Raw genomic sequence first — 21,117 nt, 5'->3', positions numbered from 1 at the left:
CCATGCCAGTACCCGCTCCCAGCGAAGATGCCCGCGCCGTCGTCACCGGAGCGTCGCAGAATATCGGCGAAGCTCTGGCCCTCGAACTCGCCGCGCGCGGGCACCACCTGATCATCACCGCCCGCCGAGAAGACGTCCTGCGGACGCTGGCCGACCGGATCAGCGGCCAGTACGGCGTGACGGTCGAGGTGCGTCCCGTCGACCTCGCCGATCCCGCCGAACGCGGGAAGTTCTGTGACGAGCTGGCCGTCCGTAACATCTCGATCCTGTGCGCGAACGCCGGTACCGCGACGTTCGGACCCGTCGCTTCCCTGCCCGCCGATGGTGAGCAGGCCCAGGTGCAACTCAATGTCCTTGGGGTGCACGACCTTGTGCTCGCGGTATTGCCGGGAATGGTGGCGCGCAAGGCCGGCGGCATCTTGATCTCCGGTTCCGCCGCAGGCAATTCGCCGATACCGAACAACGCGACCTATGCGGCGAGCAAAGCGTTCGTCAATACGTTCAGTGAGTCGCTGCGCGGTGAACTCAAGCGCGACGGCGTGCACGTCACGCTGCTCGCTCCCGGACCGGTGCGCGAAACGCTTCCGTCGGAGACCGAACAGTCGCTCGTGGAGAAGCTGATCCCGGACTTCTTGTGGATCTCCACCGAGTACACCGCCAAGCTGTCGCTGGATGGCTTGGAGCGCAACAAGATGCGCATCGTTCCCGGTATCACCAGCAAGGCGATGTCGGTCGGCGCCGGCTACACACCGCGGGCGATCGTGACGCCGATCGTCGGCGCCGTCTACAAGAAGCTCGGCGGCGGCTAGCGCCTGCGGCGACGGCCCGTGCCGAAAATGCTGCGCGTGATCTCGCGGCCGATCACCGTGCCCGCCGAGCGCATCGCACTCTTGAACGCCGGACTGTCCATCACCTTCTCGAGCATTCCGGGTTCGGCAGTCCCCCGGCTCTTCACCTCGCCTGAGGCCGTCGCTCCCCCGACATCGACCGGGAGCGGCGGCGGCAGCTGCGGTTCGGCCGCCGGCGCGGGCGGTTCTGGCGGCGCCATCCTGGCCGACAGCCGCTCATAGGCCGAGTCGCGGTCGATCGTCTGGCCGTACTCGGCCTGCAGCGGGCTGGCCTTGGCGGCCGCACCGATCGCCTCGGACCCGATGGTGTCCATCAGCGAGCGCGGGGCCCGCATCCTGGTCCACGCCACCGGTGTCGGTGCACCGCTTTCCGAAAGCACGGTGACGATCGCTTCGCCGATGCCCAGCGACGTCAACGCCGTCTCCAGGTCGTAGACCTGAGTTTTCGGGTAAGTCCGCACCGTCTTCGACAACGCCTTCTGGTCATCGGGGGTGAAGGCGCGCAGCGCATGCTGGACCCGCGCCCCCAACTGCGAAAGCACCGCGTTGGGCACGTCGGTCGGCAGCTGGGTGCAGAAGAACACCCCGACACCTTTGGAGCGGATCAACTTGACGGTCTGCTCGACCTGTTCCAGAAAGGCCTTCGACGCGTCGCTGAAAAGCAGGTGGGCCTCGTCGAAGAAAAACACCAGCTTCGGCTTGTCGAGATCACCGACCTCGGGCAGCGTCGTGAAGAGATCGGCGAGCACCCACATCAGGAACGTCGAGAACATCACCGGCCGCGCCGCCTGCTCACCGACCTCGAGCAGCGTGATGACGCCGCGGCCCTGCGCGTCGACGCGCATCAGGTCCTCGGGCTCGAGTTCGGGCTCACCGAAGAACGTGTCGCCACCGTCGGCCTCGAGGTTGACCAGGGCCCGGAGGATGACGCCGGCCGTGGTCTTGGACACCGCGCCGAGTGCCTTCAGTTCGGGCTTGCCGTCGTCGCCGGTGAGGAACTGGATCACCGCACGCAGATCCTTGAGGTCTAGCAGCGGCAAGCCCTTCTGGTCGGCCCAGTGAAAGATCAACCCCAGCGTGGACTCCTGGGTTTGGTTGAGCCCCAACACTTTTGACAAAAGAATCGGGCCGAAACTAGAGATGGTCGCTCGCACCGGCACGCCGATTCCGCCGGTGCCGAGCGACAAGAACTCCACCGGATGGGCGGTGGGCGTCCAGTCGTCGCCGGTGTCCGTGGCGCGCTGCTCGGTCTTGTCGTTCGGCTCGCCGAGCGCGCACAGTCCCGACAGGTCGCCCTTGATGTCAGCCATCAGGCAGGGCACACCGGCCGCGGACAACTGCTCGGCCATCACCTGCAGCGATTTCGTCTTACCCGTACCGGTAGCGCCCGCGACGAGGCCGTGCCGATTGACGGTGGCCAACGGAATGCGGACCCGCGCCGTCGGGTCGCAGAGACCGTCGACGACGACCGTGCCCAACTCCAGGGCCGGGCCCTCGAACGCATAACCGGCGGCGATTTGCTGGGCTGCATTGACGCTCGACGCGTTGGTCATGGTCGCAAACAGTACTGTTGAGCGCTGTGCGTGACGAACTCGTGTGGATCGACTGCGAGATGACCGGCCTCGACTTGGGGACCGACCGGCTCATCGAGATCGCGGCGCTGGTGACCGACGCCGACCTCAACATCCTGGGCGAAGGCATAGACGTCGTCATCCACGCCGACGATGAGGCGCTGGCGTCGATGATCGATGTGGTCAGGGACATGCACGCCCGATCGGGCCTGACCGAGGAGGTGCGGGCGTCCACGGTCGACATGGCGGCCGCCGAAGAACTCGTCCTCGACTACATCCGCACGCACGTCAAACAGGCTAAGACGGCTCCGTTGGCCGGCAACTCGATCGCCACCGATCGTGGGTTCATCGCGCGGGACATGCCCAAGCTCGACGACTTCCTGCACTACCGCATGATCGACGTCAGCTCGATCAAGGAACTGTGCCGGCGCTGGTATCCCCGGATCTACTTCGGCCAGCCCGAAAAGGGTCTGGCCCACCGCGCCCTGGCCGACATCCACGAGTCGATCCGCGAGCTCAAGTACTACCGTCAGACGGCCTTCGTCGCCCCGCCCGGGCCCTCGACCAGTGATATCGCCGCGATCGCCGGTCAGCTAGGCCCGCCGAACGGCGACTCTGCGGATATCGATTCGGCTGCAGAGCGCCCGAGCGGCTAGTATCGACGACGCCGCAGATGCTGCGGCGATGGTGGCTGTAGTTCAGTTGGTAGAGCACCAGGTTGTGATCCTGGCTGTCGCGGGTTCGAGTCCCGTCAGCCACCCAAACAAGTCAGGGAGCGGAATCCGCTCCCTGACTTTTTTGTACGATCAGACGCTCGCGTTGCCCGACTTCCATTGGCTCCACGGAATGTTCCAGTCGCCCAGGCCGTCGGTGCCCGGAAGGATCGAGCCGACTGTGTTATTTATCTCCACGATGTCGCCGCGCTTGGAGTTGTCGTAGAACCACTGCCCGTTGCTCGTGCTCACGTTGATGCACCCGTGGCTGACATTGCTGTAGCCCTGGCTACCCACCGACCATGGTGCGGCGTGCACATAAATGCCGCTATAGGAGATCTGGGTGGCCCAGTCGACCTCGGTGCGGTAGCCGTTGGGTGAGTTCGTCGGCACGCCGTAGGTCGACGAATCCATCACCATGTGGGAGCGGCGGTCACCGACGATGTAGGTGCCGTTGTTGGTCGGCGTGCTGTTCTTGCCCATCGAGACGGGCATGGTCTTGATGACCTCGCCGTTGCGCGTCACCGTCATCGTCTTGGTGCTGTCGTCGATGCGGGTGATCACCTCGTCGCCGATGGAGAAGTGCGTGGTGATGTTCTCCTGGCCGAACAGTCCGTCGCCCAGGTCGACGCCGTAGGTGTTGACCGCCACCTCGACTTTGGTGCCCGGCTTCCAGTAATTCGCGGGCCGCCAACGTACTTCGCGATTGTTCAGCCAATAGAAGGCGCCTTCGACGGGCGGCGTGGTCGTGATCTTGATGGCCTGCTGGGCAGCCAGGCGGTTCGGGATGTTCTCGTCGAACTGGACGGCGACCGGCTGACCGATGCCGACGACCTCGCCCTCGCTGGGCACCACATAGGCCATCGTGAGGTTCTCCGGCGAGTGCGTCTCGAATGTCATCTGCCGAGAGGTGGCACCGCCCAGGCCGAGCGCCTCAGCGGTCAGCGTGTAGCGCTTGTTGTAACCGAGGGGCTCGGTGGTAGCCCACTGGAGGCCGTCCTTGCTCAGCTTGCCCTGCACGGGCTCGCCGTCCTCGTTGACCATGGAGACCGCGCCGAGCACGCCGTCCTCCGCCCCGACGGTCACCGGCGACGCGGCGCTCACCCCCACGTCCCCGTCCTTGACCGTCGTGGCCAGCTTGGGAATGAGCAGGTCGCCGAACGGCGTGCCCTTGTCGGCGATGACCTGAGGCTGCGGCGGCGCGGAATTGCTACTGCACGCCGACAGCCCAAGCACGATCGCGGGAATGAGCGCGATGACGGTCAGCCATCGACGATTGCGACGCGGACCGGCCACGGACCTGACCTGCCACATTGTTTGCTCCACCTCACGAATAGAAGAATCTCTGGGAATAGTCTAAGGGCACCGACGACCCGAGGCGCGACGACAGCGTCGCTCTCCAGCGGCGGGCGAGTAACGATTTCGCGCGCGCCGCGCGGCCTGTTATCGTCTCACACGCAGCGCCGTTAGCTCAGTTGGTAGAGCAGCTGACTCTTAATCAGCGGGTCCGGGGTTCGAAACCCTGACGGCGCACCAGCAAAATCCCTGTTGGGATTCCGGCGCAGACCCCAGCACCAGCCTCGCCGTCCACTGGCATCACGTTCACCTCGTCGCCGACGTCGTCAGCCGGATTCCAGTCGGACGAGTGAACAGTCGTCGGTGAAGGTGCCCGACGGCGTGAGACCCCGCAGTGTTTCGACGAGGACGTCCAGGGACGATTCGTGCAGCCGGGTGAACAGGTCTTTGAAATCCGTCGGGGACAACGGGTGCCCGTCGACGCAGGCATCCTCATAGGCGCCATCGCTGTAGAGAAGGATGCGGCAGCCCGGCGGCACGGCGTAGCTGCGCGAGGTGTAGACGGCATCGTCGAACATCCCGAGAGGTTTTCCAGCGGTGGACAACTCGGTGCTGGTGGCATCGGGACCGACGGCAATGGCCGGCGGGGCACCCGCGCTGGCGTAGCGAAGCGTGCGCGAGGACAATTCGTACACCCCGAACCACATCGTCAGGTAGTTCCCGTCGTGCTTGTCCATCTCGAAGAGCTGGTTGAGTTCGGCCAGCACCTGATCAGGGGCCAGCAGTGTCGTCAAGGGCAGGGAGCCCGAGCGCAACAGATTGTGCACCGACACCGACAACAGTGCGGGGCCGATACCGTGCCCGGAGACGTCAATCAGATAGGCGATCAGATGATCGTCATCGATCCACCGGTAGTCGAAGCTGTCCCCGCCAAGCTGCTGGGACGGCAGGTAGCGCGAGGACACTCGCACCGGCCCTTCCAGTTCACCCGGCAGGATCGACGAGACATAGGCTGATGCGCTGTCCAGTCCCGCCGTGAGGCGGCCGGTCTTCTGGCGGATCTCGTCGTTGGCCCGCTCCAGCGCGACTGTCCGGTCATGCACCCGTTGTTCGAGTTCGGAGTAGACCTGCACGTTTTCCATCGCGATCGACGTCGCATCTGCCAGGGCCTGCAGTAGGGAGACCTCCTGCTCGGAGGGCTGCCGCGCACACGCCCAGTAGTTGCCGATCGCCCCGATCGGGTCGAGCTTGCGGATGGGAACCATCACCAGGCTCTTGACGAATGTGGGCCGGTACGCCGCGTGGGGGACGCGGGCATCGCGATAGATATCAGGGATCACCGCCGATTCGCGGTTGAGCATCGCCCACCCGCTGACACAGGCCTCCAGGGGAAACCGGCTCCCCTTCCACAGCGGGGCGATCGCATCCTCGTCGGCGTAGTAGCACTTGTCATCGTCGCGCAACACGAAACTCGCGCCGTCGCAACCGGTGAGTTCGCGAGCAGCGGTACGGACAATGCGCTGCACCTCCGGCAGGCTTCGTGCCAGCGACAGTTCCTGGACCGCTTGCACCAACCGCGCCATCCCTCGGGCATAGGCGGTGTCGTCGAATTCGCCGCTCTCGGCGAGGAACCTGACCGGGAAAGTCTGAGCCTCCATACCGCCCCCTTCACTGATCCACCGATGGAGTTAGTCGGCGGGTGACCGGCGACTGGCGCCGTCGACACTCCAATGTCCCATAAACGGCGTAGGCACCGCAGGCGTGCTCGCGGATCGCCCCATTTCGGCTAGGGCCGAGCCGTCGAAGGCCTCTCGATCCCGGCGGCACATCGACTCCGCGTATCGCAGGGTCTCACATCGGCCGCCTTCAGTTATCACATTCGGACGGTTGCCGCTTTCGTTTGCGTAAATATCCAGTACGGCTTCGAGCCTGACCCCGACATGTGTGCTGGAAGTTACAGAAAACCAGTCATCCTCGCGCTTGCGCAGGGCCGATGATCGTTGCGGAGGTAACTCTTTCCACAGATTGTCCCGGTTCAAGCTGCCAAAAGAGTCGCAATGATGCTAGAGTCCGCGTTAGCTGACGACGAGGGCACCGGCCCGCTGTTGATAGCCGAAACCGAAGGACAGGGAATTAGCTGATGGCGCAGATTGGCGCAGCGTTCGCAGCTGGTGCGCACGGCGCACACGGCGACGACGACGTAACTGGGCAGGGCCCGGTCGCGGTGTACAACTGCAGCCGTATCGGCCGTGTCGCCAATCCGCCGAGCTCGTGGTTCTCGGACCTGTTCCGCTCCGGCCGCCGGCGCTGAACTGAGCCGCCTCAGCGCCTGATACGGCGCACGACGAGCACGATGACCACAGTCCCCACGCCTGCCAGCGAGATGGCCACCGGCGGCTTCTTGACGAACTGCACCAACCCGGCCTTGAGGTCGTCGGCCAGCCGACGTGGGTTGGCACGCTCAGCCAGGGAGTCGACCGTCAGCGCCAGCTGGTCGCGAGCCTGGTCGATCTCCTGCTTGATGGTGTCGGGGTCGCGGTCCGCCACATCCATCTCCCATACGCGTCAAGCCCTGCTCCAACTCCGTTGCCTTGCGCAACTACCCTAGATCAGCTCGCATCAATCGAAGTGCACCGGTCCATGAGAGGGGATCCGCTCACGTGTCACAGACTCCGCGACTCGAGGTGGGCGACAAAGCCCCCGCGTTCAGCCTGCCTGACGCCGACGGCAAGACCGTCAAGCTCTCCGACTACAAGGGGCGCAAGGTCATCGTGTACTTCTACCCCGCTGCCTCCACGCCGGGCTGCACCAAGCAGGCGTGCGACTTCCGGGACAGCCTCGGCGAACTCAACGGAGCCGGACTCGACGTGATCGGTATCTCTCCCGACAAGCCCGAGAAGCTGGCCAAGTTCCGCGACAAGGAGAAGCTGACCTTTCCGCTGCTGTCCGACCCCGACCGCGAGGTACTCACCGCGTGGGGCGCCTACGGCGAGAAGATGATGTACGGCAAAACCGTTCAGGGCGTTATTCGTTCGACGTTCGTGGTCGACGAGAAGGGCAAGATCGCCGAGGCGCAGTACAACGTCCGCGCCACCGGTCACGTGGCCAAGCTACGTCGCGATCTGTCCGTCTGACCCCAGGTTCGCCAGCAGCAGCGCCTCGGCGATCGCGGCACGCTCCAGGACTCCCAGGTGCAGGCTCTCATTGACGCTGTGCGCCTGTGTCGCAGGGTCTTCCACGCCGGTCACCAGGATCTTGGCCGACGGGAACGCCTCGGCGAACTCGGCGATGAACGGAATGGAACCACCGATGCCCGTGTCGACGGGCTCACCGCCCCACGCCTGCCGGAACGCCGCGCGGGCGGCGTCGTAGACGGCTCCGGTGGCGTCGATGGCGTACGGCTGGCCGACGTCGCCGGGAGTGACGGTCACCTGCGCACCCCACGGCGCGTTCTGCTCCAAGTGACGGGTCAGCGCCGCGAGGTGCTCCCCCGCGTCGCCGCCCGGCGCGACGCGCATGCTGACCTTCGCCCGCGCCCGCGGAATCAACGTGTTCGACGCCTTGTCGATCGGCGTGGTGTCGATACCGATCACCGTGATCGCGGGCTTGGCCCAAAGTCGTTGCGGCGCCGACCCGGAACCGATTTCGCGGACCCCGTCTAAGAGTCCCGTTTCCGCGCGGACCCGCTCCGGCGGATAGTCGACGTCCGCAGCGGCAGCTTCGTGTAATCCCTCGACGGCCACATTTCCCTCATCGTCGTGCAGACTGGCCAGCAGTCGCACCAGCACCGTCAACGCATCGGGGGCGACGCCACCCCACAAACCCGAGTGCAGGCCGTGATCCAACGTCGCGACCTCGACGACACAGTCGGCCAGACCCCGCAGCGACACCGTCAGCGAGGGCACGTCGGTGCTCCAGTTGTCGGAGTCGGCGATGACGATCACGTCGGACGCCAGCGTCTCACGGTGTGCGGCCAGCAGTCGGGACAGCGACGGCGATCCCGACTCCTCCTCCCCCTCGACGAACACCGTGACGCCGACGGGCGGGTTGCCACCGTGGGCCCGGAAGGCCGCCAGATGCGTTGCGATGCCGGCCTTGTCGTCGGCCGTGCCGCGTCCGTAGAGGCGTCCGTCGCGCTCGGTGGGCTCGAACGGTGGCGAGTTCCACTGTGTGTGGTCACCCTCGGGCTGAACGTCGTGGTGGGCATAGAGCAGCACGGTGGGCGCTCCCGGCGGCGCCGGATGCCTGGCGATGACGGCGGGGGCGCCGCCCTCGCTGACGATCTGCACATTCTTGAAGCCCGCGTCCGACAACAGCTTTACCACTGCATCGGCGCTGCGCTGTACTTCACCACGACGGGCCGGATCGGCCCACACCGATTCGATACGCACGAGGTCTTCCAAGTCGCGGCGCACCGACGGCAACACGTCGCGCACCCGCTGCACGAGATCGCTCACCCTTCGAGGCTAGCTGGTCGCCAATCCTTGGTGAGCAAACGCAGATTGGCCCGTTAGGGTTGCGACTCCAATATGACGACCGCCGCCGCCGTATCGCCCTCGTGGGTCATCGACACGTGAATGACCACGTCCTTCAGGTGTTCACCGATTGCGCCGGTGAGGCGCACCTTGGGTCGGCCCCACATGTCGGTGACGACCTCGATGTCGCGGTGAATGCCCTCCGGCAGCATCGGCCGCTTGGAGAACCTCGACCCCGACCACGCCTTGATCACCGCCTCCTTGGCCGCCCAGCGCGCCGCCAGATGCCGCGCCGCCGACGAGCTCTTGTCGGCGGCGTCACGCCGCTCGCCGGGCGTGAACGTCTCGGCGAACACCGTTCCCGGCTGGTCGACCTGTTCGGCGAAGTCGGGGATGGAGACGAGATCGATCCCCACACCGACTACCGCCATGCGCAAGAACCTATCTCACTGCCCTGAGAGCAGGTACACATCGTCCTCACCGAGGCGCGAAGACTCGTCCAGAAGCATTGCTGCTTCCTGCCGCTTCTCCGCGACGTCTCCACCGAATCGCCGGTCGGCAGGCTTCTCGTACAGCGGCCGTCCACCCGCGATCGCCGACGCCAGTCGCAGCTGTCCGGCCAGCACGCGTGCCTCAGCCCTACGCTTGTAGTCCTCACGCTGATCAGGACTCAGCGCCGCGATGAACGCCTGCGGGTGCACCAGCGCCACCAGTCCGGACACGTGTCCGAAGCCGAGGCTGGTGATCAGACCGGCCTTCAACGGGAACTTGTCGCCGAACTTGAGGCTGTCGCGCAGCCAGACGAGGTGTCCGGCTCCGGACATTTCTTCGTCGACGCAGTCCAGGCTGCGGTTCGGCGGAATGACGCCGTCGCGCAGGATCTGGCACAACCCCATCATTTGGAACGCCGCGGCACCACCCTTCGAGTGACCGGTCAGGCTCTTCTGTGACACCACGAAAAGTGGCGCACCGGCCGACCGGCCCATCGAATCCGCAAGACGCTCGTGCAACTCGGTTTCGTTCGGATCGTTGGCCAGAGTCGAGGTGTCGTGCTTGGACACCACTGCGATGTCGTCGGCACCCACACCCAGCTTCGCCAGCGAACGTGCCAACTGCGATCCCTTGCCGCCACGACCAGCTGCCAGCGCACCGAGCCCCGGAGCGGGGATCGACGTGTGCACACCGTCACCGAAGGACGACACGTAGGCCACGACGGACAACACCGGCAGACCCATCTTCAGCGCCAGGTCACCGCGGGCGAGCAGGATCGTTCCGCCGCCCTGTCCCTCGACGAACCCGAGCCGGCGACGGTCGTTGGCGCGCGAGAACTTCGAGTCGCTGATGCCCTTGGCCCGCATCATCTCGGTGTCGGCTGTGGCCGACATGTCACCGAATCCGATGATGGCTTCCAGCGTCAGGTCGTCGTAACCGCCAGCCACCACGAACTCGGCCTTACCGAGGCGGATCTTGTCCACACCTTCTTCGACCGAGATCGCCGCGGTGGCGCATGCGCCCACCGGGTGGATCATCGAGCCGTAACTGCCGATGTAGGACTGAACCACATGTCCTGCAATGACATTCGGCAGAACCTCCTGCAAAATGTCGTTCGGCTTGTTCCGGCCGAGCAAGTTGCCGTGGTACATGGTCTGCATCGACGTCATTCCACCCATGCCGGTGCCCTGCGTGCTGGCCACCAGGCTGGGGTGGACCCAGCGCATCAGCTCGGTAGGAGTGAAACCCGCGGACAGGAAGGCATCGACGGTCGTGACGAGGTTCCACAGCGCCAACCGGTCGATCGACGACACCATGTCCGCGGGGACGCCGTACACCATCGGATCGAAGCCCGTCGGGATCTGCGCGCCCACCGTGCGGGACAGCTTCGTCTTGCGCGGCACGCGAATCTCGGTGCCCGCCTTGCGGGTCACCTGCCAATCACTGCTGTCCGGCACCGGCGCGATGACCGTGTGCTCCGGATCGAATTCCACGAACGGCCGGGCCTCGGCCTCCGACGACACGACGAACGTGAAGTCCTTGTCGAGGAAGACCGAAACCATGATCGGTGAAGCGTGATCCGGATCGATCGCACCGTCGTCGACGAACTCGCGGATGCCGACCCGCTCGATCACCGCGTCGTGATAACGCTCCACCAGCTCGCCCTCGTCGACCAAATCGCCGGTCTGGACGTCGTACCAACCCGGGGTGGGATCGTCCTCCCACTTGACCAGGCCCGTGGTCCACGCGAGCTCCAGCACGCCGGCCGCCGACAGCTCGTTGTCGACCTCCATCTCGAGGCGGGTGCGTGACGAACCATAGGGTCCGAGCTCGGCGCCGCCGACGATCACCACCAGATCGGCGGGGTCGACATCGAGGTCGTCCCATTCCGGCGGCGGCGCAGCCCGGTAGCCACGCGGCGGGGATGGCAGCGCGCGGATCGTGCCGGCATCGTTGCCGTCGGCGTCGTCGCTCTCGGCTCCGCCGGCCGCCTGCTGGTCGCGCGCGTTGGCGGCCAACTCGGCCAGGTCCAGCTCGACCTCGGCCAATCCGCCGGTCAGGTCCGCCTGCAGCGGCTCGCGTGCAGCGGCCACCTTCGACTCGATGTCGCACAGATCGAGCAACATCTTCGCCATCTCGTCGGTGGTATATGTCGTCACTCCGGCTTCTTCGACGGCGTCGACGATGGCGTCGTTGTGACCCATCAGTCCGGTGCCCTTGGTCCAGCCGATCAGCGCGTGCGCCAGCGAAACCCGCTGTGCCCACGACGACTCGGCCTTCCACCGGGTGACCAACGCGTCGAGTGCGGACTTGGATTCACCGTAGGCACCATCACCGCCGAACATCCCGCGGTTGGGCGAGCCAGGCAGCACCACGTGCATCCGCGCCGCGATGTCGCGTTCCGCGCCGACGTGCGACAGCCCGCCGATCAGCCGCTGAACGGCCCACAGCAAGACCTTCATCTCCATCTCGGCGCGCGATCCCGCGTCCGACAGGTCGCCGGCCACCCGCGGCGCCGCGAATGGGAACAGAAGCGTTGGTGTCAGCGCATCCTTGAGGTGAATGGACTTCGGCCCAAGGCTTTCAGTCTGTTCCGTACCGACCCACTCGACGAGCGCGTCGATGTCGCTGTAGGACGCCATGTTGGCGGGCACGACCCAGAGCTTGGCTTCGAACCTGGCGTTGTCCCGGTACAGATCGCGGTAGAACGCCAGCCGGGTGTCGTCGAGCTTGGACGTGGTCGCGATGACCGTCGCCCCGCCGTCGAGGAGTTGGGCCACTACGGATGCCGCGATGGAGCCCTTCGATGCACCGGTCACCACCGCGACCTCGTCGGTGTAGCGCCCCTTGCCCGGGTTCTCCGCGCCTGCGGCCGCGCGGCCGTACAGCGACGCGTGAATGTTGCGGCCCGCCGCCAGCGCCTTGCCCTGCCACCAGGTGGCCTGGGTGCCGACGATGTGGCCGGCGCCTTCGAACCGCTCGGAAAGACGCTGCCAGTCGGCGTCGATCTCGCCCTCGTCCAACAACCAGAACCTGGCCAGATCCTCACGTGCGCTGGCCCAGCGGTCGTCGAACACCACTGCCTTGCGGCCGTCGAATGTCGGAGCGACCAAACGTGGCCAATCCGAACCCAATTCGGCAGTTACCAGATCGATGAGCTCCGCATCCGTCGCTTCCGGCGCGCTGACCGGCGTCTCCAGACCGAGCTGCCCCAGGATCAGGCGCGCCGCCGAAGCGAGTACACCGTTGGGCCCGGTCACCTGTTGGGCGAACTCACCGAGTGCCGCGGAGTCCACGACACCGCCACCGCCACCGGCTGCAGCGGGCAGCGTGACGGCCACACCGTGGCGTGAACCCACCGCCGACACCGCGGCGTCGATGACTTTGTCGACGGACGCCGCGTCCGCAAGCGCGCCTGCGTGCAAGCCGCCCAATTCACCACCGCGCACGCTGGAACCCTCGCGGGTGCCCAGCGCCACCTCGACCGTGACGTGCTTGACCCAGCCGTCACCAAGCTCCCAAGTCTTCTTGACTCGCTCGGCGATGTAAGCGGGCCGCTTGCCGGACGGCCCGAGGACCGTACGAAGCTGGTCGTTGATGGCGTCGGAAAGCACTGGGCCGTAAGGCTTGTACGTACGGGCCAGCTTGGTGACCTGACCCTTCAGCCCGGCGAGGTCGGCATCTGCGGCACCGTCGATGGCACCGAGATTCAACTCCGAGCCGAGGTCGACGAGCAGCTGGTTGCGCCGCGACGACGCACCGTCGGTGATCGACTCGATGGAGTCCAGCGGCTCGATCTGATCGATGCGCATCTTCGCCGACAGCGCGATCAGCGCCGTGGTGGCGTCGGCCGCGTCGTAGACCAGATCGTCGGGACGCGGAGCGCCGGCAGGCGCGACATTGGAGCTGGGCCCACCCGTCGCCGCGGGCGCGGCGGCGGGGGCGGGTGCGGCCTCGACCGGCGCGGCGGACTCCACGGGCGCGGGCGCCGTGTCGGCACCGTCGTCCGCATCGAGATCCGGCTCGGGGTCGGTGTCCGTGGCGAACAGCACCGCGGCGTCGCGCTCCGAGTTCAGCACCTCGGTCGTGTTGTGCGAGTACTCCGGGAGCTTGAGCGTGTTGGTCGCCAGGCCCGCGACGGTCGGCGCGGATTTCACACCGATCTCCACGAACCGCTCGATGCCCAGACCGCCCGCGGCCTCCTCGATGAAGAGCAGGTCCTGAGTCTCGATCCAGCGCACCGGGCTGGCGAATTGCCATGCCAGCAGCTCGATCACGACCTTGCGCATCAGGTCACTCGGCTTCTCGTTCCGCCAGGTGTCGTAGTCGGCGAGGATCTCGTCGAGCGGTTCGGCGGGCACCAGATCGCGGATCTCCTGAATGAAGTCCTTGTCCAGGGTGAACGGCCGCGGCACCAGGTTGGGGATGTACTTGCCGACGATCAGGTCGGGATCCGCACCGCGGGGCATGACGCGCTCGAGCGAGCGGCGGAAGTCGGCGACGCCGACCCGCAGCACGGACGAGTGGAACGGCACGTCGATACCGGGCACCAGGATGAACGAGCGCTTACCGCCGCTGATCTCGCGACGCTTCTCGACCTCTTCCTCGAGCACCTCGAGCCCGCGCACCGTCCCGGCGATCGCGTACTGCGAGCCACGCAGGTTGAAATTCACGATCTGCAGGAATTCGCCTGTGCGCTCGGCGATCTCGTCGATGAATCCGGGCACGTCGTCATCGTCGAGGTCGATCTGCGACGGCCGGATCGCGGCCAGCCGGTAGTTGGACCGGCCCAGGTGGTCGCGAGGAACGATGTCGTGCATCTTGCTGCCACGGTGGAACACCACCTCCAGCAGTGCCTCCAGCTCGTAGACACCGCTGACACAGGCCAGGGCGGTGTACTCGCCGACGGAGTGCCCGCACGCCAGCGCACCCTCGACGAACGCGCCCTGCTCACGCATCTCGGCGACCTGGGCGGCCGCCACCGTCGCCATGGCGACCTGGGTGAACTGCGTCAGGAACAGCACGCCGTCGGGGTGGCTGTAATGCACACCGCTGGCGATCAGGCTGGTCGGGTTGTCGCGCACGACGTGCAGCACCGAGAAGCCCAAGGTCTCGCGGGTGAACTTGTCGGCGGTGTCCCACACCTTGCGCGCGGCCTTGGACCGGGAGCGAACCTCCATTCCCATGCCTTTGTGCTGAATGCCCTGGCCCGGGAACGCATACACCGTCTTCGGGGCGGCCAGTTGCGCCGTGGCCGACATCACAAGCTCGTTGTTGACGCGCGCGGCGACCTCGACGATCTCTGCGCCACGGTCGATTCCGACACGGTCGACGCGGAAGTCGATGTCGTCACCGGGCAGCACCATGCCGAGGAATCGCGACGTCCAGCCGACCACACGAGCCGGCGGGGCGGCCTTGCCGTCGGTGGCGGCCACAACGTGCTGCGCGGCGGCCGAGAGCCACATCCCGTGCACGATCGGCGATTTCAGGCCGGCCAGCAGCGCGGCCGCCCGGTCGGTGTGGATCGGGTTGTGGTCCCCGGACACCACCGCGAAGGCGCGCATGTCGGTCGGCGCGGCGACGGTGACGTCGCGACGGCGGCGACGCGGCGTCTCGGTCGCGTTGTCGGTGATCGCACCGCCGGCGCGCGGCGGGTCGCTGAGTTCGACGGCGCCCGTGCGACCGCGGATCGCGAACCGCTCTTCGAGTTTCGCCAGGGTGGTGCCGTCGGCATCGGTGACGTCGACTCTCACCGGGACAACGCGTCCGTACTCGGTGTCGAAGGCGGCCGAACTCGTTGCGGTGACCGTCAATTGGGCCGTCGTCTTCGGCATCGGAACGAGCAGGTGCGCAGCGTGGTCCAGGTGCACCAGGCTCAGCAGACCCTCGATGACGGGGATTCCGTCGTCCGTGACCGCGGCTCCGATCGCTGCGAAAACCGCGGGCCAACAATGGCCTACGAGTGCGTCCGGCACCAGCGTGAGACCCGGCGCCAACGGCGCCCCGAAGGTCGCGGTGACGCCGGTGTGGTCGGCGACCTCCTCCGGATCCCATTCGACGGTGACCGATGCGGTGTTGTCGTGCACCGGTGGCAGCGCGTCGGGGCCATCGACACCTGCGGCGATCGCAAGGACAGAACGCATCGCTTTCGACGCGTCCTCGACGGTCACGACCGGCATGCCGCCGTTGACGGTGCAGGACGGGAGAGTGAAGCGGATGTCGATCCAGATGTCGCTCAGCGGGACACTCAGGGTGACAGTCCCGGCATTCGGGCCGTCGGCGTTCAGCTCGAGCCGTGCGCCGGTGGACGGGTGTGTGGCACTGCGGTTTTCGTTGGCCTGCCACTCATCCGATGCGCCGATGCGGTGTACCGGATTGATGGCGGTACGGCCTGCCCACAGCACGTCGGGCGAATCGAGTACGACCGCGAGGGCACCGGTGACGTCCTCGCGGGCCTGGCGGCGCGACACCACCGGCGTCGGCTCGGCGCCCGAGGCGACCAGCGCGTCGATCGACGCCTGCTCGAAGCGGTCCAGCAGTTCGCCGACCGGCTCGTCGACCCGCGTGATCCCGGCGACCGCCTGCGTGCCGGGGATGATGCACACCTCGTCGGCGGTGTAGCGCGCGTCGTGGGCCTGCCACAACGAGTCGCTGCGCCACCAGCGGCGTACGTCCTTGTCGATGACCGGCACGAAGTTGACGGGCTTGCCCGGCGTCTTACACAGCGTGATGAAGAACGGCACATCGGCGGGGTGCAGCTTCAGGGTCCCGGCATCCGGGTAGCGCTGCAGCAGCCGATCGATCGCGGTCTGCGGATCCTCAAGCAGCGCTTGGCCTTCGGCGGTATCCGCGAAGAGAGTCTCGATCGGGCCGGAGTCCTGCGGATGAAGTCGCGCCTCGACTCGCTTGAGCATGTCGGCGAACCGGTCCCGCCATGTGTCGGCGATCCACGGGCTGCCCGGCGTTGCGGTGTCGGCGGTGCTGTCGCCGTCACCGATCGCCAGCTCGACGTAACGGTTCAGCCACTGCAGGTAGGTCATGCCGCTGACGTCGCCGAAGTAGGGCTTGGCCGTGTTGGCCATCGCCGCGATCAGCTCGTCACGACGGGCCGCCACGGCATCCGCGTCGCCGGCGACCTCGTCGAGCAGCCTGCCGCACCGAGAGGCGGCGTTGTCGATCTCGTGAATGTCCGCGCCCAGCTGGCTACGGCTGGAAGCCATGCCGCCGTTGGCTTTTCCGGCGCTGATCCAGTGATCGGTGCCGGTCGTCTCGACCAGCATCTGCTTGACGGCCGGCGAGGTGGTGGCCTCCAGGGTCGCCATGGCCGCGGTACCGACGAGAATTCCGTCGACCGGCATCTCGGGGAAGCCGTAGGCCTTGGCCCATGCGCCCGACAGGTAGTCGGCCGCTCGTTCGGGCGTCCCGATGCCACCGCCGACGCAGATGGTGATGTTGGACAGTTTGCGCAGATCCGCATAGGTCGCCAGCAGCAGGTCGTCGAGGTCCTCCCACGAGTGATGACCACCTGCGCGTCCGCCCTCGATGTGGACGATGACGTCCTTCCCGGGGACCTCGGCGGCGATGTTGATGACCGACTTGATCTGGCCGACCGTGCCCGGCTTGAACACGACGTGGCTGATGCCGACGGTATTCAGCTCGTCGATCAGCTCGACGGCTTCCTCGAGATCGGGAATGCCCGCGCTGACCACAACGCCGTCGATGGGAGCGCCGGACTGACGCGCTCTCTGCACCAACCGCTTGCCGCCGACCTGCAGCTTCCACAGGTAGGGATCCAGGAACAGCGTGTTGAACTGCACGGCGCGGCCCGGCTCGAGCAGGTTGGTGAGCTCGGCGATGCGGTCGGAGAAGATCTCCTCGGTGACCTGACCGCCACCGGCCAGCTCGGCCCAGTGGCCGGCGTTGGCGGCCGCGGCGACGATCTTGGCGTCGACGGTCGTGGGCGTCATACCCGCCAGCAGGATCGGCGACCGGCCGGTCAGGCGGGTGAACTTGGTGGACAGCTTCACGGAGCCGTCGGGCAGCTCGACCGTGGTCGGCGCGAAGCTGGACCACGGGGGCAGCACCTCGGGCTCGGCGCCGACGGTGAACAGGTTGCGCTGACCGGCGCGGGTGGCGGCGGGAACGATTCCGACGCCCAATCCCCGGATGACGGGCGCGGTCAGGCGAGTCACGGTATCGGCCGGGCCCAGGTCGACGATCCATTTGGCGCCCGACTCGTGCAGCCGCTCGATCTCGGCCACCCAGTCGATGGGACGGACGAAGATCGCCTCGGTCATCTCGTGCGCCATCGCGGCGTCGATACCGCACCTCTCGGCCCAGCCCTCGACGACCGCGACGCCGTCGGCGAGGCGCGGGGTATGGAAGCCGACCTCGACCTGCACTCCGTGGAATTCGGGTGCGAACACCGCTCCGCCGCGCAGCTTGTTCTTGCGCTCGGCCTCTTCCCGTTCGGTGATCTTGCTGCAGTAGAGCTCGAATCGACCCAGTTGCTCCGGCGTCCCGGTGATCACCACGGAGCGCCTGCCGTTGCGAATCGACAGCACCGGCGGAAGCACGGTGCGGACATCCGTACTGAATTCCTCGAGCAGCTCACGCATGCGGTCGGGGTCGACGTTGGTCACCGACACCATCGGCGTCTTGTTGCCGCGACCGACCATGCCCCGTCGTCGGGACATCAACGAACCGGCGGCGCCGATCAGTTGCAGCAGAGCCAGCAGCTCGGCGTCCTTGGTGCCCTTCGCCCGCAGCGATTCGCAGGCCATGATGCCCTGCGAGTGGCCCGCCATCGCGACCGGCGGGGTGTTGTACAGATCCAGGCCCTGCCTGGTGAGCGCGCGGATGGCGGCCATTTGGGCAAGCAGGATGCCGGGGCCCGAGATCGCCGCGGTGACGAGTTGTTTGGTGGCGGGCAGCGACTCCTCGGCGGCCAGGGCCCGCACCCACTGCATCGGCTCGAAGCCGATCGGCCGCACGACCACCAGCTCGCGGGCGACGGGCTGCAGCAGCAGCTCGGCCTCGCCCACGACTTCACTGAGCTCGGACTCGATGCCAGCCGAGCTGACCAGTTCTTCGAGGTTCTCCAGCCACGCGGCGCCCTGCCCACCGAACGCGACGGCGTAGGGCTCACCGGCGTTCAACCGATCGACGAGCGCATGCGCGGAGGGGCGGGCCCCCGGGCGCTCGGTGGTTGACTCTGCCGGCACCCGGTGCTGCTCGTTGATCGTCACGTCTTTATTTCTCCCTCGGTGCTATCTGCGCGTATCGCTCGTCGTCTGTGGTGGCTGTGGCGTCGCTAGAAGCTGACTGGCCCGCGCTCCCCTGCGGGGACCATGCGATTCGGCGTCGAATCCCGACTTGTTCATCCGGTCCAGCGGACATCCCAGCCGTGCTAAGAGTGTCATAAGAGACGACACCATTTTCGCGCCCGAAATGGTTACTAGCGAGTTCTACGCACGGGTAACCGTCTCTGAGATAACGCGCGCCCTCCAACCGGCCTCAGCTATCCGGGACAAACGTCCTGTTGGCAGGTGGTTACGGTCGAGTAGGTGTAACAGCGCTGATCAAGGCGGTATTGTTATCGAATCGTTATCTAAATTTTTCGGCCATCTTCACCTGCGGCATTGCGGCGTGCAGAGTCGACAACTGGACATGATTTGTCTTGTCAGCGAGGCCGGCCACCATCGGAAGTTTGCTGGCGCTACTTACTGACCGGTAAGGTTTTTAATCCCACTGGCCGTATTGCGGCTTGAGTATGTGGTTGATGTCGACCCCGACGCCTCCGACGGAGCGCTTGTCGATCTCGACCTGGTGCAGATGGGCCGCCGGATGGGCGATCTTGCCGGGTGATCCCCAATTGTGCTGCCAGTACCACGCGCCGAGCCCATCCTGGGCAGCCCACTCGATGGTCTTCGAGTTGGCGTAGACGCCGGTGCGCTGATGTCCCAGCACCGCCTCCCAGCCCCGCAGATACGGCGCGACCTGCTGCTTGTACTGCTCGTACGTCGGATCGTCGTCGATCGACGTGTAGATCGGCGCTCCGTAGGAACCACCGGCGGCGACGTGCAACTCCCATCCCCGCTTGGCGTGCGCGACACCGGCGTTCTGCCCGCCGAGCCAGTCGGCGGTGTCCTGCTTGCCGTACTGGTAGCAGGACACGATCTTCAGACCATTTTGATAGAGGTCACGCGCCTCGGCGATCTGGATCGGCTTACCCAGCATCCAGGCACCCCCGGGCCTGCGGTCGGAGACGTACCGAATGGCGCCCAGCGCGCCCGACGCCCGGATGTCTCTGGCGCTGATCACCCCGGCTGCATAGTCGAGCAGGACGCCCAACGGCGCCGCCGAAGCCGTCACGGGAGCAGCCGCGGACACCAGCGTCTGCAGACCTGCGCCCGCGGCAAGCGCGGCGGGCAACGCGACGGCACCTTTCAGCACGTCGCGCCGGGAAATTGACACGTGCCACAGAGTACGACAGCAACATCACTTTTCACGACAGCGCCACTGGTCACACCTGCATCAAGATTTACTGTCACGGCGAGGTAGCCGAGCGAACACGAGCTGGCGTGAAATCCGCGATGAACTGCGGCGCGACCATTCCGATTCCTACGATTGACCATGCCCTCGGACACCATCAGCGCTGGATCTGCTGTGGATGTCCCCGCGGGCGATCAAGAACCGCAGGTCGAGCTGATCGGCGTCCGAAAGGAGTTCGGCGGCGGCGTCGTGGCCGTCCAGAGCGCCGACCTCACAGTCGCGGACGGCGAACTGTTCGCGATCCTCGGCCCGTCCGGATCCGGAAAGACAACCGTCCTGCGCATGATCGCGGGATTCGAGCAGCCCACCGCCGGGACCATCAGGCTCGGCGGCGCAGACGTCACCGCCCGTCCGGCGCGACACCGCGACGTCAACACCGTGTTCCAGGAGTACGCACTGTTCCCGCACATGACCGTCGCGCAGAACGTCGAGTACGGCCTGAAGGTGCGCGGGGTCCCCAAGGCGGAGCGCAGACGTCGAACCAGCGACGAACTCGACTTGGTCCGGCTCACCGAGCATGCGTCCCGACGCCCACAGCAGTTGTCGGGCGGGCAACGTCAGCGCGTCGCGCTCGCACGCGCACTGGTCGGACGGCCACGGGTGCTGCTGCTCGACGAGCCGCTCGGGGCGCTGGACCTCAAGCTGCGCGAGCAGATGCAGATCGAACTCAAGGAGATCCAGCGCGAAGTCGGCATCACGTTCGTGATCGTCACTCACGACCAGGACGAGGCGCTGAGCCTCTGCGATCGGCTCGCGGTGTTCAACCACGGGCGCATCGAGCAGGTCGGTCCGTCGCGCGAGGTCTACGAAAACCCGGTCAACAGATTCGTGGCTGATTTCGTCGGCACCTCGAACGTGCTTGTCGGCGCCGTCGCCGAAGCACTCGTGGGACGTTCCGGAACGTTCGTGGTACGGCCCGAGCGTATCGGCGTCTTCGCGGCAGACACCGACTCGGTGCCCGGCGTGCGCACGGTCGCGGCCACGGTGTCTGAGCTCATCTACGCCGGCCCCACCACCAGGATCACCGCGCGCACGCAGATCGGCGTCGATCTCACCGCCACGGTCCTCACCGCCAGCACCTGGCTGCCGCCCGACCTACATCACGGCAGTCCAATCACGTTGGCCTGGCCAGAAAAAGCTGCACACACCCTGACGAACGAGGAGTAGC

Annotated in this window: 13 protein-coding genes and 2 tRNA genes; 7 read left to right on the top strand and 8 right to left on the bottom strand. The window is 66.3% G+C overall.

What is annotated here, in order from left to right; translation table 11 throughout:
* Positions 1-2 precede the first annotated feature (2 nt).
* Complete coding sequence (cmrA, locus tag M1248_RS01150) at positions 3-809, top strand: mycolate reductase (RefSeq protein ID WP_163729849.1); 807 nt, start codon at positions 3-5, stop codon at positions 807-809.
* Here the strand turns inward: cmrA and M1248_RS01145 are convergent.
* Positions 806-2,401, bottom strand: coding sequence for a helicase HerA-like domain-containing protein (locus M1248_RS01145; RefSeq protein ID WP_163729850.1), 1,596 nt, complete (start codon positions 2,399-2,401; stop codon positions 806-808). The two genes, cmrA and M1248_RS01145, sit on opposite strands and share 4 nt — an antisense overlap.
* A 26-nt stretch (positions 2,402-2,427) precedes the next feature.
* On the opposite strand from M1248_RS01145, the gene orn reads away from it, so the two are divergent.
* Together orn and M1248_RS01135 are read left to right on the top strand one after the other, a co-directional pair.
* Positions 2,428-3,075, top strand: a complete 648-nt coding sequence (gene orn, locus M1248_RS01140) for an oligoribonuclease (RefSeq protein ID WP_163729851.1) — start codon at positions 2,428-2,430, stop codon at positions 3,073-3,075.
* Positions 3,076-3,106: 31 nt separating this feature from the next.
* Positions 3,107-3,179: transfer RNA gene (locus tag M1248_RS01135), tRNA-His, on the top strand.
* A gap of 46 nt (positions 3,180-3,225) precedes the next feature.
* Here the strand turns inward: M1248_RS01135 and M1248_RS01130 are convergent.
* Positions 3,226-4,446: an Ig-like domain-containing protein gene (locus tag M1248_RS01130; protein WP_163729852.1), complete on the bottom strand. Its 1,221-nt coding sequence runs from the start codon at positions 4,444-4,446 to the stop codon at positions 3,226-3,228.
* 146 nt (positions 4,447-4,592) lie between these two features.
* On the opposite strand from M1248_RS01130, the gene M1248_RS01125 reads away from it, so the two are divergent.
* Positions 4,593-4,668 (top strand) — tRNA-Lys (locus M1248_RS01125).
* Between the two features lie 86 nt (positions 4,669-4,754).
* Here the strand turns inward: M1248_RS01125 and M1248_RS01120 are convergent.
* On the bottom strand, positions 4,755-6,011 hold the full coding sequence (locus M1248_RS01120; RefSeq protein ID WP_317147460.1) for a GAF domain-containing SpoIIE family protein phosphatase: 1,257 nt from the start codon (positions 6,009-6,011) through the stop codon (positions 4,755-4,757).
* Between the two features lie 557 nt (positions 6,012-6,568).
* Here M1248_RS01120 and M1248_RS01115 point away from each other — a divergent pair.
* Positions 6,569-6,739 (top strand): hypothetical protein, encoded by a 171-nt coding sequence (locus M1248_RS01115; protein ID WP_165799778.1) that lies wholly within the window; start codon positions 6,569-6,571, stop codon positions 6,737-6,739.
* A gap of 11 nt (positions 6,740-6,750) precedes the next feature.
* Here M1248_RS01115 and M1248_RS01110 read toward each other — a convergent pair whose 3' ends face one another.
* Positions 6,751-6,975, bottom strand: coding sequence for a DUF3618 domain-containing protein (locus tag M1248_RS01110; protein ID WP_163729854.1), 225 nt, complete (start codon positions 6,973-6,975; stop codon positions 6,751-6,753).
* A 113-nt stretch (positions 6,976-7,088) separates the two neighbouring features.
* Here M1248_RS01110 and bcp point away from each other — a divergent pair, with 113 nt between their 5' ends.
* Complete coding sequence (gene bcp / locus M1248_RS01105) at positions 7,089-7,562, top strand: thioredoxin-dependent thiol peroxidase (protein WP_163729855.1); 474 nt, start codon at positions 7,089-7,091, stop codon at positions 7,560-7,562.
* Here the strand turns inward: bcp and M1248_RS01100 are convergent.
* From M1248_RS01100 to M1248_RS01085, 4 genes are all read right to left on the bottom strand, one after another.
* Positions 7,539-8,885, bottom strand: coding sequence for a dipeptidase (locus M1248_RS01100; protein WP_317147320.1), 1,347 nt, complete (start codon positions 8,883-8,885; stop codon positions 7,539-7,541). The two genes, bcp and M1248_RS01100, sit on opposite strands and share 24 nt — an antisense overlap.
* 53 nt (positions 8,886-8,938) lie before the next feature.
* Entirely contained in the window at positions 8,939-9,334 is a 396-nt protein-coding gene (locus tag M1248_RS01095; protein ID WP_317147319.1) for a holo-ACP synthase, read from the bottom strand.
* A 15-nt stretch (positions 9,335-9,349) separates the two neighbouring features.
* A complete protein-coding gene (locus M1248_RS01090) occupies positions 9,350-18,643 on the bottom strand; it encodes a polyketide synthase (protein WP_317147318.1) in 9,294 nt (3,097 codons plus the stop codon).
* 493 nt (positions 18,644-19,136) lie between these two features.
* Complete coding sequence (locus tag M1248_RS01085; RefSeq protein ID WP_163729859.1) at positions 19,137-19,871, bottom strand: DUF1906 domain-containing protein; 735 nt, start codon at positions 19,869-19,871, stop codon at positions 19,137-19,139.
* Between the two features lie 159 nt (positions 19,872-20,030).
* On the opposite strand from M1248_RS01085, the gene M1248_RS01080 reads away from it, so the two are divergent.
* A complete protein-coding gene (locus M1248_RS01080; RefSeq protein ID WP_317147317.1) occupies positions 20,031-21,116 on the top strand; it encodes an ABC transporter ATP-binding protein in 1,086 nt (361 codons plus the stop codon).
* Position 21,117: the final 1 nt, after the last annotated feature.

Origin of the sequence: Mycobacterium sp. 29Ha, assembly GCF_032883055.1 — a bacterium.
Classification (GTDB): Bacteria; Actinomycetota; Actinomycetes; order Mycobacteriales; family Mycobacteriaceae; genus Mycobacterium; species Mycobacterium gallinarum.
This window is presented reverse-complemented; position numbering and strand designations above follow the sequence as displayed.